Origin of the sequence: Labrenzia sp. OB1, from assembly GCF_001624695.1 — a bacterium.
GTDB lineage: Bacteria > Pseudomonadota > Alphaproteobacteria > Rhizobiales > Stappiaceae > Roseibium.
In genome coordinates, this window is the sequence record NZ_JSEP01000017.1 from 80,309 (window position 1) to 93,566 (window position 13,258).

At 58.6% G+C, this 13,258-nt stretch carries 10 protein-coding genes; 3 read left to right on the top strand and 7 right to left on the bottom strand.

What is annotated here, in order from left to right; translation table 11 throughout:
- Nucleotides 1-7 precede the first annotated feature (7 nt).
- Complete coding sequence (locus tag OA90_RS20225; RefSeq protein ID WP_068416498.1) at nt 8-1,045, bottom strand: phytanoyl-CoA dioxygenase family protein; 1,038 nt, start codon at nt 1,043-1,045, stop codon at nt 8-10.
- Nucleotides 1,046-1,120: 75 nt separating this feature from the next.
- A complete protein-coding gene (locus OA90_RS20230) occupies nt 1,121-2,935 on the bottom strand; it encodes an aminopeptidase P family protein (RefSeq protein WP_068416501.1) in 1,815 nt (604 codons plus the stop codon).
- Between the two features lie 258 nt (nt 2,936-3,193).
- Here OA90_RS20230 and OA90_RS20235 point away from each other — a divergent pair, with 258 nt between their 5' ends.
- Nucleotides 3,194-3,400 carry a hypothetical protein gene (locus OA90_RS20235; protein ID WP_068416621.1) on the top strand — a complete coding sequence of 69 codons (207 nt, stop codon included), beginning with the start codon at nt 3,194-3,196 and terminating at the stop codon, nt 3,398-3,400.
- A 273-nt stretch (nt 3,401-3,673) separates the two neighbouring features.
- Here OA90_RS20235 and OA90_RS20240 read toward each other — a convergent pair whose 3' ends face one another.
- The gene (locus OA90_RS20240; protein WP_208986217.1) at nt 3,674-4,570 is read right to left on the bottom strand and encodes a 50S ribosomal protein L11 methyltransferase; all 897 of its coding nucleotides are present in this window, start codon (nt 4,568-4,570) and stop codon (nt 3,674-3,676) included.
- A gap of 129 nt (nt 4,571-4,699) precedes the next feature.
- Here OA90_RS20240 and OA90_RS20245 point away from each other — a divergent pair, with 129 nt between their 5' ends.
- Entirely contained in the window at nt 4,700-5,263 is a 564-nt protein-coding gene (locus OA90_RS20245; protein WP_082837170.1) for a tetratricopeptide repeat protein, read from the top strand.
- 70 nt (nt 5,264-5,333) lie between these two features.
- Here OA90_RS20245 and OA90_RS20250 read toward each other — a convergent pair whose 3' ends face one another.
- On the bottom strand, nt 5,334-6,662 hold the full coding sequence (locus tag OA90_RS20250) for an ATP-binding protein (RefSeq protein ID WP_082837171.1): 1,329 nt from the start codon (nt 6,660-6,662) through the stop codon (nt 5,334-5,336).
- Nucleotides 6,655-7,419: a response regulator gene (locus OA90_RS20255; RefSeq protein WP_244274679.1), complete on the bottom strand. Its 765-nt coding sequence runs from the start codon at nt 7,417-7,419 to the stop codon at nt 6,655-6,657. The genes OA90_RS20250 and OA90_RS20255 overlap by 8 nt, the downstream gene beginning before the upstream one ends.
- Nucleotides 7,420-7,572: 153 nt before the next feature.
- On the opposite strand from OA90_RS20255, the gene OA90_RS20260 reads away from it, so the two are divergent.
- Nucleotides 7,573-8,067: a hypothetical protein gene (locus OA90_RS20260; RefSeq protein WP_156510575.1), complete on the top strand. Its 495-nt coding sequence runs from the start codon at nt 7,573-7,575 to the stop codon at nt 8,065-8,067.
- A 185-nt stretch (nt 8,068-8,252) separates the two neighbouring features.
- Here OA90_RS20260 and OA90_RS20265 read toward each other — a convergent pair whose 3' ends face one another.
- A complete protein-coding gene (locus tag OA90_RS20265; RefSeq protein ID WP_068416510.1) occupies nt 8,253-10,682 on the bottom strand; it encodes a UvrD-helicase domain-containing protein in 2,430 nt (809 codons plus the stop codon).
- A 407-nt stretch (nt 10,683-11,089) separates the two neighbouring features.
- Nucleotides 11,090-13,144: a nitrate- and nitrite sensing domain-containing protein gene (locus OA90_RS20270; RefSeq protein WP_068416513.1), complete on the bottom strand. Its 2,055-nt coding sequence runs from the start codon at nt 13,142-13,144 to the stop codon at nt 11,090-11,092.
- Between the last annotated feature and the right edge of the window lie 114 nt (nt 13,145-13,258).

Sequence of the window (13,258 nt, forward strand, 5' to 3'; positions counted from 1 at the left end):
CTGTAGTTCAGAATTTCGATGGTTCTGTCGCCAGAACCTTGCCCGCATAACGATGCGAAACCGGCCGCCCCTTCAGGCGGGTTACCAGATCCTTCTGGGCGACAAACAGACTTGACTGCCGGCCACGCAGACCGGGCAGGTTGAAGAGGTCCATACCGGTCCAGGGCAAGAAGGGATTTCGCCGCAAAGATCCGTAAATTCCGACCCGGACAGAAGGCCGTTCGCTGGTTGCACGCGCATGGAAGCCGTGCGTATCGGCGACGACAAGCGTGTTGCCCGGCACCGCGAACCGGAGGGGCTCGGGGTAATTCAGACGGTCGAGCTCGTCAGCGCGCAATCGGAAGGACCCGCGTGCATGCAGGCGATCCTTGTGCGTTGCCGCTGTCAGGCTCTGTTCGTGTTCCCATGCCAGACGTTCCGGAGTCAGCCGGTGAGACCCGGGGACATACGTGAACGGACCTTCTGCATCGTCAATATCGTACAGAAAGAACCACGCCTTGGCTGTCGGGTGAAATGTGTCCGAATGAAACGCCGTCTGCGGGTCCGCCTTCTTGCCAACCTTGGGATCGGTCATGACGATATGCAGATACACCAGTGGATCCCCATTGGTGGAGCCAACATAGCGCAAACCATTCTGAAAGGGCTCGCTCCAGACAAAATTACGCAGATACGGAAGGTTCTTGAGCACTTTGGGCGGCAGGGGAATGAAACGGGTGACCGCATTTCCCTGACGCATGTCCCAGGAATCGAAAGGGGTAGTCGCGACTTCTGCCCTGAGACCCTCAAGATCGCTCTCCGCCAGCAAGCCGCGCTTTTGAATAAAACCGTCCCGGGCATATGCCGCCCGGTCTTCCTGCGCGACGAGATGCGCCAGCCGGCGCCTGCGCGCATCGGCCATGCGTTCGGCAAGCTCTATCCGCTTCACATGCAAGCCAGCTTCGTTCAGCCGGCGGCTGCCGATCAGGGGATTGTCGCGAAAGGATTTACCACCCGTCGCAAGCTCAGCGGCGTAAAAAGGAGTCTTGAATATGTCGGCGGTGCGCATTGCAGGAAATTCAACTCGAAATCGCGTAAAGTCAACCAAATCGCAAGGGGCCGATCTGGATCAGCCCCTTAATATCTAAACTGACTTTGTGGCACGCACCAGCCACTCACACTCTTTTTCCCCTAGGAGAGGAGAAATTTTCTCCCGCACCTTGTCGTGATAGCGGTTCAGCCAGTCCCGTTCCGCCTGCGTCAGCAAGGACAAGTCAACCAGACGCAAATCCATCGGAACAAGGGTCAGCGTTTCGAAGCCCAGCATCGGACGTTCGCCACCGGAAATGTCCGATGCTTCCGTGACCACCTCCAGGTTCTCCAGACGGATGCCGTAGTCTCCCGCAGGATAGTATCCCGGTTCGTTGGAGAGGATCATGCCCGGTTGAAGCGGGACCGTGCCCGTCTTGGCAATACGCTGCGGTCCTTCGTGGACGCTGAGGTACGCGCCGACGCCGTGACCGGTTCCATGGTCATAGTCGAGCCCTGCGTTCCAGAGCGCGATACGCGCCAGCGTGTCGAGCTGGGCGCCGGTCGTTCCCCTCGGAAATCTGGCGGACGAAATCGCGATATGTCCCTTCAGCACCAGCGTGAAGTGCTTTTTCATGGCCGCGCTTGTCTCTCCGACGGCAAGCGTACGGGTGATGTCCGTGGTGCCATCCAGATACTGAGCGCCTGAATCGATCAGAAACGGCTTGCCGAGCGGAATTTTCAGATTGCTGGCCCGGCTGACACGATAGTGGCAAATTGCGCCGTTCGGCCCCGCTCCGGAAATCGTGTCGAACGAAACATCCTTCAGAACCCCTGTCTCGCTGCGGAACTCTTCCAGCTTTTCCGTTACCGATATTTCGTCGAGCGCCCCTTTGGGAACTTCCGCATCGAACCAGCACAGAAAGTTCACGAACGCAACGGCATCCCTGACGTGCGCCTCACGGGCGCCGTTCAGTTCAACGTCGTTCTTTACCGCCTTGGGCAGAAGCACCGGGTCCTGAGCCTCCACCAGCGTACCCCCTGTTCGCGTGATCGCCTCCGCGATACCGATCCCCGCCAAGCCGGGATCGATCATGACACTCGCACCGGCCGCGCCGAGGGCACTCAGCCCTTTCTTGAAGTCTTCAGGTTCCGCCAGTTCGGTCAGATCCGTCAAGGCATCACGCGCCGAATTGGAAAGCTTGCGTCCGTCGATGTAAAGCGACGGCTTGCCGTCAACGGGCACCGTCGCGAAGGAAAGCGGCAACGGCGTATGGCTGACATCCGAACCTCGGATGTTGAACAGCCAGGCAATCGAATCCGGTTGGGTCAGAACACAGGCATCGGCCTTTTTGTCCGCGAGCGCGGACTGGATCTGCGCAATCTTGTCGAGCGCAGGCTTGCCGGCAAGGTCCACCGGATAAAGCGACACCTGACCGATCGGTGGTTCCGGCCGGTCCTCCCATATACCGTCGATCGGATTGTCATCCAGCGTGACCAGCTCGGCGCCAGCCTGCTCACAGATCTCCCTCAGACGCCGGACTTCCCGCACCGTGTGTAGCATTGCATCGATAGCAAGTTTCTGGCCTGGCTGCAGCCGCTGCTCCAGCCAGCCGGTCACTGGTTCCTCGATCAGATGCCGTGCCGGAAATATCTCCAGATCCACCTGGTCGCGCACCTGGATCGTGTAACGGCCATCGACAAAGATCGCCGCATCGTCGCCAAGGATCGCCGCCACGCCCGCCGATCCGGTAAAACCGGTCAGCCACTGAAGACGGCAGTCATGCGGCGGCACATATTCACTCTGGTGCGCATCGGCTCTGGGGATCAGGAAACCGTCAAGGCCGCGGCGGGAAAGTTCTGCCCTGAGAAGGGCCGCATGCGGCGCTCCGCAGGAGGGATCGCTGAGATCGTCGAAGGTCTGAAACATGCCCGGACGTTAATTTGGCCCGCGCCCGGGATCAAGCCGGATAATGCCTCCCATTGCCGTCTCAACAGAAAGAAACCCTGAGCCAGACCCTGATGCTTCGCAATGCAGCATTTTCTTCTCGCATATGCGAAATGCGCAGGGCTGACATGCACTTGCAGGCCTACCGCTCCGGCAAACGAATCTGCATATATGGTTCAACAGAACAAAAAGACGTTTCTCCCTAGGGAAGCTCTTAAACTTCAGATGGGAAAGATCACCATGAGCATTGCAACCACGACTTCTACCCGTATCGGCGGAAACAGCTTTATGCGCCGCGCACTTGACCGCATGATAGAAGCACGCACCGTTCAGGCGCGCCGTTACGTCAACGGATATCTGCTTTCGCTTGACGACGCGACCCTGGCGACCCACGGCTATGACCGCAAGCAGCTTGAGCGCGAAGGCTCGACGACCGCCGGTTTCTAAGCTCCTGAAACGGGGCTCAGGACGCTCAACTGGAATTACTGTGCACTCTAAAGAGCCTGCCGATTTTCGGCAGGCTCTTTGCTTTTTAAATCAACGACTTCGATGATTTGAGTGAATCACAATCCGGATTCAGGGAGCCGAGTTGCCGACATCGAGCCGCAAAGTCGGCCGAAAAGCCGGTTTTTCTTAACGTGTCAGTTCAACCAGCTTTCATCTGACTCAATATGAAAACTGAAAAATCGAGATAATTTAGAGAGTTATAGAATTTTCCGTTCAAGCGGCCTTCCGCCCGCGCACAAGGGTAAGCGTAAGCCAGCCGTCCTTTTCCCGGCGTCGATCCAGCACGAAGCCCTGACACCCATAGGCAAACAGTATCCGCGGACCATCCTCTACCCTGAGGCCTGACAGCACCAGTGTGCCCGCGCGTGTCATCTGCCCTCCGATGGATTTGGCCATCTTCATGAGCGGCCGCGCCAGGATATTGGCGATCACCAGATCGAAAGGCCCCTGAAGCCTGAACCGCCGATCTTCCATGCCATTTGCCGTGAAGCCCCGCACAAGATGCGATGCACCGTTGAGCCGGGCGTTTTCCAGCGCCGTTCTGGTGGCAACCGGATCGATGTCCGTCGCCAGAACGCTCTGCTTCGCCTTGAGCGCCGCCGCGATTGCCAGCACCCCCGTGCCGGTGCCCAGATCGAGAATGCTGTTGTAGTCCCTCAGAGACAGCAAGCGGTCGATTTCCTCCAGACAGCCCGCCGTGGTGCCGTGATGTCCGGTTCCGAAGGCCAGCGCGGCCTCGATCTCAAGCCCGATAGCGCCTCCCGGCACCTTGCTCCTGTCGTGACCGCCATGGACAAAAAATCTCCCCGCCCTGACGGGCTTCAGCCCTTCGAGGCTTTTTGCGACCCAGTTGATATCCGGGAGTTCTTCTGCCTTGAGCGGCGCTGCGAAGGCGTCCGCACCGACCCGGTCACGCACTGTGTCCGCAGCCTCCTCAGGCTCCACGCCGAAAAGCAGAACTTCCGCCGTCCACGTCTTTCCGTCCGCTGAATCTTCGTAGATCGCCACCGGATTGCCGTCATCCTCGAAAGCGCGCTCCAGAATTTCGGAGATCCGTTTGGCTTCCAGTTCCGCGGCTGTGATCCGCACCCGGATGGTTTTCATGTCCATGCGTGCCTTTGGTAAAGTTGGGTCGAGGCCAGCGGTATAGCTGCAACCCCACGCAGATGCCAGAGCAGCTGAACACTGGGCAATTCGGCATCGTGCTCCATTTCCTTCAACAAGGAGAGGAAACTATCGATGATCTTTGCGAAATTACGCGCCTGCATGACGCAAGCGCTCTGCGTTCTGACAGTCGTGATGGTGTGTGGTCCGGGACTGGCAACAGCCTCCGCAGCCGACGCCGAACAGGACGCCCTGTTCCTGGCATTGAAGAACGCTCCGAATGAAGCGGTGGCCCGCAAGATAGAGGACGACATCTGGTATTCCTGGCTGAACGCGGCTCCGACGCCGGAGATCCGTGCACGGATCGACAAAGCCATGGAGCGGCGCGGCGTATATGATTTTCAGGGAGCCAGAGACTTGCTCGACGAGGTTGTCGCGCAGGCGCCGGACTATTCCGAAGGCTGGAACCAGCGGGCATTCATCCTGTTTCTCCAGGGCGACTATGAGGCCAGTCTGGAGGACATCGAGCGTGCCTTGAAGCTGGAACCCCGCCACTTCGGCGCACTGTCCGGCAAAGCAATGATTTTCATGACCTTGGGACGTGTAAAGCTGGGTCAGGACGCGCTCCGGAAGGCAGTCGAAATTCATCCGTTTCTCAAGGAGCGCAACATGCTGTTGCCCGGGGAAACGAACCTTTGAGGCGCATGACGCGCCGCTCAAATCGGCCAAGAAGCCGGACCACATCCCCAGTGAATTGGATGGATGCGTCCTAACAGACGGGAAATTCCAGCCTGACCGTCAACCCGCCGCCTTTCGAGTCGCGAAGCTCCAGTGTGCCGGAAGCCGCCTCCACGATTGCCTTGCTGATCGCGAGTCCAAGACCGAACCCCGTGCCCTCGCGGATCTGACGCGCTCCGTCGCCGCGCTCGAAGGGCTCCAGCAGCCGCGCGCGGTCAACCTCGGGTATTCCCTGCCCGTGATCGATGACATCGATCCTGATCCAGTCCCCGGCTCTGGAGGCTTCGATTTCTGCACTGGAAGCGTACTTGAGTGAATTGTCGATCAGATCGGACAAGGCGCGCTCAAGTTCGAGGCTCCGCGCCATGACTGCCAGATTTGCCTTGTATACGGCTTTTACCGGCCGGCCGGTATCTGAATATTTATCGGCCAGCGATTGCAGAAAGCTGGGAACGTCGATGCGCTGAAACGGTTCGGAGCTCTCCCCGTCGCGCAGGAAGGTCAAGGTAGAGGTGAGCTGCAGGTCCATGATTTCCAGATCTTCAAGGCTTCGATCCCGGATCTCGCTTTCCTCAAGGAGATCGAGCCGCAGGCGCAGCCGCGTTAAAGGGGTACGCAGGTCATGGCTGATCGCCGCCAGCATCCGGGTCCGTTTTTCGAGGATGTCGTTTATCCGCAGTTGCATGCGGTTGAAGGCCTGGGCAGCGATACGCACCTCCTTGGGGCCGTATTCCCGGATAGGAACGGGATTTGTCGAGGTTTTGCCGAAGGAACCGGCGGAGATTGCGAGGTCGGTCAACGGTCCGACCAGACCCCGGGCGGCCCAGACCATCAACCACCACACGGTAACCGCCAAAAACCCGACGAACAGATACAAAAGCATCTCAAAAATCGGCGGCGGCCGACCGCTATTCCTCCATTCGGTACTTAGAAGAGTACCGTCCCGCAGGCGGAAAAAAAGGACCGGTGGCGCATCTTCGCTCTGTTCGCCAGGTCCTATGACGTGCTCCAGACGCATTCCGAACAGCGTGTCGCCGGTGACGAGCGGACCGAAACGCTTGCTTTCACCCGTGACGCCGAACGCTGTCAGAACCTTTTCATCAACCTGCCTGATGATGAGGTCCGGAAGTTCACGCTCAATATCCGCAAGCACGTAACCGCGCCCGTGCGCCGGCGTCTCATTCAGTCTCGACACGGCAACACTGATGAAATGACCTTCCATGAGCCATCCGCCTTTGTCGAAGGCCTGCTTCACGAAATATCTGCCTATTGTCCCCGCCAGAATCATGAGCAGGCTGGCGAGCACCATCAGCATCAGGATCTGATGCAACATGGTTTCGGGCCATATACGTTTAATCATCTGATTGTTCCCGGGTGACCGCTGGCACGAATTCGTAGCCGCCCGACCGGACAGTCCTGATGAATTGATATGGAGCTCCTGCAGCTTCGAACTTTCCCCGGAGGCGGCTGACGAGAATGTCGATGTTACGCCCGTTGGAAGCACCGAACTGGCCCTGCGTCAGTTCGACAAGCTGATCTCTGTTCAAAACGCGGCCGCTGCGTTCCGCCAGTGCCTGCAACAGGTTGAACTCGGCCGGCGTCACGGAAATCATCGCTTTTTCCGCGTTGACCAGACGGCGGGCCTTGCAGTCCATTTCCCAGTTCTCGAAGCGCAGAATGCCTGTCGCAAAGGGTGAGACTATTCCGTCCAAATCAACCCTGCGAAACAGAGCCTTCACACGCGCCGTCAGTTCCCGGGGATTGAAGGGCTTGGGCAGGTAATCGTCTGCGCCGATCTCCAGCCCGATGACCCGGTCGACGTCCTCGTTTTTAGCCGAGACAATGATGATCGGAATGGCACTGGTGGCGCGCAGACGGCGGCAAATGCTTATGCCGTCCTCTCCCGGTAACATGATGTCGAGCAGCACCAAGTCTATTCTGTCGCTGGCCAGAACACGATCCATTGCGCCGCTGTCGCGCGCCAGGGTGACCCTGAAATCGCTTGAAACCAGGTGTCGTTTGATCAGCAGCCCGATCTCGGAATCATCCTCAACGACCAGTATGTGGGACGATCTTTGCATGTGCAGACCATAGGCCTGAACGGACGGAAAATTCATCCAGAAATTTGTAGAACATATTTCCGGATGTTTCTGAGGGGCCCTGCAGAAACACATCGCAATCGAGGTTTTAGATGGTTAAGACTACGTTAACAATTGACCTCGCACGGTGCCCGAAGCAACAGTCACCCGGTCTCTGTCAGGAGCAGTTTCATGATGTCAATTGGCTCAATGCCCACAATGCCACCAGCTGCGTCCCCACGAGACCAGATCGTCAGCAAGCTGGAAGCACAGGTCGAAGCAGGCGAAATCACATCCGAAGATCAGGACGCCATGCTGGACGCCCTGGACGCGATGCATTCGGAACGCATGGAGGCCGGTGTCCCGGACTTCAGCTCCGGCCCGCCTTCAAAGGAGGAAATGCAGGCGAATTTCGAGTCCATGCTGGCCGATCAGGTCGAGTCCGGCACACTTGACCAGGAGCAGGCAGACCAATTGGCGGCGATGTTCGAAAGCGGTGAACTCGGCGGACGCGCGGAAGGTAATCCCCCTCCGCCGCCTCCCGGCGAGGCCCAACAGGGGAGCGATCCCATGGAAGAGCTGATGGCCAGTCTTCTGGAAACCTTGCAAAGCGATTCCGTATATAACGACTCGGGCGAACAATCCTTATCCGGCGTCGCATCGATGCTGGCAGACTTCAGAGTTTGAACAGACGACGCCTGCTCTTCTCACGACCAGAGAGCAGGTATCGTTTCCAGAGGACCTGCAACAGGAGCCCATCCAGTCAGCGTCTGAATGTGTTTCGGGCAACCGTCATTCGCCTGGTGGCCGGGTTTTTTGTCATTATCCGACCGGATACGAATTTGGTCAGGGCATATCTGAACCTATTCCGGTCAATGCCGCTCGACAAAACTGTCGATGACCTTCTTGAACCCGGCCTTTTCAAAATCGATGCTCAGCTTGTTGCCCTCGATGGACTTGATGGCTCCGTAGCCGAACTTGATGTGGAACACACGTTCCCCAAGGGAAAAATCAGACGGCGTGTCGCTCACCGATCGCGCCACAAGTTCCCCTTCGATGGTCAGCGGCCCCTGCCGTTTCGTCCGCGCCGATTTGTAACCGCGTCCGCCGTCCTTGAACCCGTCAGAGGATTGCCGCGCCCGTTGCGCTCTTTGCCAGCCGGGTGTCGAATAGCTGCCCGTGTCGAAAGGATCCTGGCTGTCGAAACGCGAAGGACCGTAGCCGCCGCCACCATATCCGCCGTAGTTCGAGGACGCTTCGGCGATCTCCACATGATCGGCCGGCAGTTCGTCCAGAAACCGGGACGGGACGGTTGACTGCCAGAGGCCATGAATGCGCCGGTTGGAGGCGAAATAGAGCTTTACGCGCTTTTTCGCCCGCGTGATGCCCACATAGGCAAGCCGCCGCTCCTCTTCCAGCCCGGCGCGACCGCTCTCGTCGAGCGCGCGCTGGTGCGGAAACAGCCCCTCTTCCCAGCCGGGCAGAAAGACGGTGTCGAATTCCAGCCCCTTGGCCGAATGGAGCGTCATGATGGACACGGCGTCGGAACTGTCGGCGCTGTCCCGGTCCATGACCAGCGCGATATGCTCGAGGAACCCGGCCATGGATTCAAATTCATCCATCGAACGGATGAGCTCTTTCAGGTTGTCGAGCCGTCCGGGCGCTTCCGCCGAACGGTCCATCCGCCACATTTCCGTATAGCCGCTTTCATCGAGAATGATTTCCGCCAGCTCCGTATGCTTGATCTGCTCGAGCTGACGCCGCCAGCGCTCGAAATTGTCGAGCACGGTTTTCAGGGCGTTGCGCGGTTTGGGCTTGAGTTCTTCCGTATCGATCAACTGGCCGGCCGCCTGCATCAGCGGTATGCGTTCAGCTCTTGCCAGCCCGTGCACCAGCTTCAGCGTGGCATCGCCGAGACCCCGCTTGGGCGTGTTGACGATCCTCTCGAAGGCAAGATCGTCCGACGGCTGCATGACACAGCGGAAATAGGCCATGGCATCGCGAATTTCCATGCGCTCGTAAAAACGCGGTCCGCCGATAACCCGGTAGTTGAGTCCAAGCGTGACAAAACGCTCTTCGAATTCGCGCATCTGGAAAGACGCCCGCACCAGAACGGCCATCTCGTTCAAGGGATGGTTCTTGCTCTGCAGCGCTTCGATTTCCTCGCCGATCGTGCGGGCTTCTTCCTGTGAATCCCACACGGAAGCGACAGAAACCAGATCGTGATCCGGTTCGCTGAAGTCGGTGAACAGCGTCTTGCCGAGCCGGCCTTCATTGAAGGCGATCAGGTGGGAGGCGGCCGCCAGAATGTGGCTGGTGGACCGGTAATTGCGCTCAAGCCGGATGACTTCCGCCCCTTTGAAATCCTGTTCGAAGCGCAGGATATTGTCGACCTCCGCCCCGCGCCAGCCATAGATCGACTGGTCGTCGTCGCCTACGCAACAGACATTGGGATTGCCCTGGGCGAGCAGCCGCAGCCAAAGGTACTGCGCTATGTTGGTGTCCTGATACTCATCCACCAGCATATAGCGGAAGCGGCGTTGATATTCGGCCAAAACATCCGCACGCGTCTTGAAAATCGTGATGACATGCAGCAGCAGATCGCCAAAATCCGCGGCGTTCAGGATCGACAGGCGGTCCTGATACTCCGCGTAAAGCTTGCGGCCCTTGCCATTGGCGAACGCCCGTGCTTCGCCTTCCGGCACCTGATCGGGTGTCAGGGCCCGGTTCTTCCAGCCGTCGAGCATCGCGGCAAAAGCCTTGGCGGTCCAACGCTTGTCGTCCAGCCCCTCGGCCTGGATGATCTGCTTGAGCAGGCGGATCTGGTCATCGGTGTCGAGAATGGAAAAGCTGGACTTGAGGCCGACAAGCTCGGCATGCTTGCGCAGGATCTTCACGCAGATGGAGTGAAACGTGCCGAGCCAGGCCATGCCCTCCACATTGCCGCCGACGAAAGTTGCGATGCGCTCCTTCATTTCCCGGGCGGCCTTGTTGGTGAAAGTCACCGACAGGATTTGCGACGGCTGCGCCCGGCCTGTCGCCAGGATATGCGCGATCCGGGTGGTCAGAACCCGGGTCTTTCCTGTGCCCGCCCCCGCCAGCACCAGCAACGGACCTTCGGTGGTTTCCACCGCAAGCCGCTGCTCGGGGTTAAGGCCGGTCAGATAATCCGGGCCCCGCCGCGCCGCCATGGCTCGCGCCGCGATCCCGCCTTCCGCCCGCGCAGGTGTTGGCACCGCCCCCGCGCCTTCCCGCTGAAAGGGATCGTCGAATGCATCGTCATACCCGTCCGGGTCTGCCATGGTTTACTGGTCCGGTTGCCGAGAAGTCTCTGAAAGAACATTATAGCAACAAAGCGGCGCTGGCGAGGCGCGGATCGGGGAATTGATGGGGACAAAGCGGTGTGGTCATACCGCGAAACCTGGAGCCGCCGATCAGCGATACTTGATCACCGCACAGGTCAGGACCGAACATCTTCCAACCCGGATACCATGAACGGTCTCGTGCTCACCCGCGCTCGCGCCGATGGGCTGTGTTCCGGACCCGTGTCGAACTTGCATCTCATTTGTCCGGAATGACCGCTGTGGGGCCGGGCCCTGCTTCTCAGGCCACTCAACAGGGTTGATGACCGAAGGAGTTGGCCGACAACCTGAGGCCGGCGTCCAGGAGACGCCGGCCTGGGAAAGATCCGCGAAATTTCTGACCCGGTTCAGGCCGCCTTTTCGCGCACTTCGCCGAGAAACTGGCTGACGGCCTGGGAAAGATCCGCGGCCACCAGGCCCAGTTGTTCGGCGGACTGGCTCATCACCTCGGACTGGTCCCGGGTCTGATCGATCGAACTGGACACTTCAGCGACATTGGTAGAGGCCGAGGTGGCTCCGTCCGATGCGGAGGTGATGCTCTGGGTGATCTCGCTCGTCGCAGCGCTTTGTTCGTCGACGGAGACAGAAATGGTTTCCGACACCGATTGAACTTCCTGGATCCGCTCGACGATCGAGCGGATGGCAGCCACGGATTTCTGGGTCGAATTCTGAACCCCGGTGATCTGGCTCGCGATCTCGTCGGTCGCCTTTGCCGTCTGCGTGGACAGCTCCTTGACTTCCGCGGCAACCACCGCGAAACCTTTACCGGCTTCACCTGCCCGGGCAGCCTCAATCGTTGCGTTCAGGGCCAGAAGGTTGGTCTGCTCCGCGATCGCCCGAATGATTTCGACAACCTCACCGATCTTGTCCGCGGTCTCCGCGAGAAGCGAGATGTCCCTGTCCGCCGCGATTGCTGTTTCCGACGCACCGGCGGAAATTTCCGTTGCGGAGGTCGCCTGCCGCGAGATCTCTCCGATGGAGGCGGACAGCTCGGCGGCGGCGGACGCAACGGTCTGCACATTCGCGCTCGCCTGACCGGTCGCGGCATCGGCTGCCTTGGCACTTTCATCGGCATTCATCGCGATCTTGATCATCTCGCTGACACTGGACCTCATGCCTTCGGTCTCCGTGGAGAGCTGTTCCTGGATCGTCGACACCGAGGTCTCGAAATGGCGGATGGCGTTTTCCAGCTGCTCGGCGCGCTTGCGGCGTTGCTCCCGACCGGCCTCCGTCTCTGCCTCCATCTCACGCTGACGGCTGAGTTTGTCCCGGAAAACGGTAGCCGCACGGGCAATATCGCCGATTTCGTCCGGTCTGTCGGTATCAGAAATTTCGACATCCAGATCGCCGTCAACCAGAGCGGAGATGCTGTCCCTCTGCCGGCTCAAGGTTCTTGTGATCGCACGAACCTGCCAGATTACGAGAGCAAGCGTCATACCCAGGAAGACGACAGCGAGGACCGAAATCCACAAAACCTGCTGAGTAAGCCCGGCGACATCCGCATCGGCGGCCGCTTCAGCCCTGTGAATGAGCTCGTCGGAGAATTTCTTCATGAGGTTCAGCCGCTTGGTTGCCATGGCAAACCACACCGCCCCCTCAAGACCTCCGGCATCCAGCGTCTGAGGCAGTTCGTGGATCAGTTTGCGCCAGGCCAGCGCCTGATCGACGTCGGCGCCCTTGACGGTCGCCTTCCAGAGATCTTTCTGATCGGGCAATGCAACCGATTTGAATTCTTTCAGGAAGGCACTTTCACCACCATAATTGGTGATGACCGATCTGTAGATCATGGCATCGACCTTACCCGTCGCATTGAAGCCGTTCAGCAAGGCCGCACCCGTCGCTCGTTCCAGTCCACCGGACTCCATCGCTTCCACAATTGTCAGGTAAGGCAGAAGCTCTCCGGTGATTTCTTTCGAAGGGCTAATCTCCGTTGTGACCCCAACGACATGGATCAATTCTTCCACTTCGTGCGAATAATGTTTGAGGACATCCTTCACCTGAAGTTTTTTCCCGTCCACATCAGCACGAACCGTCGACACCTTGTGCACTTCCTCGGCAACATGCTTCAGGTCATTCATGATGCCATCGTCATTGAGTTCAAGAGATGCCAGATGGTCGTCGAATATCTTGAGCGCCGCGTCGGTATTGGATCGCTGCGTTTTCAGCTTGCTACCGAGGCCGGTGTCGTAGTCGCTTTTGACATAGTTGACACTAATGCCGCGCTCTTTCTGCAGCTCGTGCACCAGATTGCCGGCGTCTTCGGCAATTCTCGTCATCGGCTGCATAAAGGCATGATGAGACAATTCGACGACTTTCTCGTAGACACTCAACGCTGCGAAACCAAAAAGGGCAATCATGGGCACACACGCAAGCGCCGCGACTTGTAGCCTGATCCGTTTCATGGACACCGTACCTCCGGAGTTTTAGAATTTTTCTAAAACTGTACAGAACCCATTACTCAACCTTTAAGTCACCACGTGAAATTAGTAAAAACCGGCTTTTTTCTGGTCGTAGTC

What these genes read in the sequence shown, in the direction of transcription:
- OA90_RS20235 (WP_068416621.1), top strand. Translation starts at nt 3,194, where the DNA reads ATGAGCATTGCAACCACGACTTCTACCCGTATCGGCGGAAACAGCTTT.
- OA90_RS20265 (WP_068416510.1), bottom strand. Translation starts at nt 10,682, where the DNA reads ATGGCAGACCCGGACGGGTATGACGATGCATTCGACGATCCCTTTCAG.
- OA90_RS20250 (WP_082837171.1), bottom strand. Translation starts at nt 6,662, where the DNA reads ATGATTAAACGTATATGGCCCGAAACCATGTTGCATCAGATCCTGATG.
- OA90_RS20240 (WP_208986217.1), bottom strand. Translation starts at nt 4,570, where the DNA reads ATGGACATGAAAACCATCCGGGTGCGGATCACAGCCGCGGAACTGGAA.
- OA90_RS20225 (WP_068416498.1), bottom strand. Translation starts at nt 1,045, where the DNA reads ATGCGCACCGCCGACATATTCAAGACTCCTTTTTACGCCGCTGAGCTT.
- OA90_RS20260 (WP_156510575.1), top strand. Translation starts at nt 7,573, where the DNA reads ATGATGTCAATTGGCTCAATGCCCACAATGCCACCAGCTGCGTCCCCA.
- OA90_RS20230 (WP_068416501.1), bottom strand. Translation starts at nt 2,935, where the DNA reads ATGTTTCAGACCTTCGACGATCTCAGCGATCCCTCCTGCGGAGCGCCG.
- OA90_RS20245 (WP_082837170.1), top strand. Translation starts at nt 4,700, where the DNA reads ATGATCTTTGCGAAATTACGCGCCTGCATGACGCAAGCGCTCTGCGTT.
- OA90_RS20270 (WP_068416513.1), bottom strand. Translation starts at nt 13,144, where the DNA reads ATGAAACGGATCAGGCTACAAGTCGCGGCGCTTGCGTGTGTGCCCATG.
- OA90_RS20255 (WP_244274679.1), bottom strand. Translation starts at nt 7,419, where the DNA reads ATGAATTTTCCGTCCGTTCAGGCCTATGGTCTGCACATGCAAAGATCG.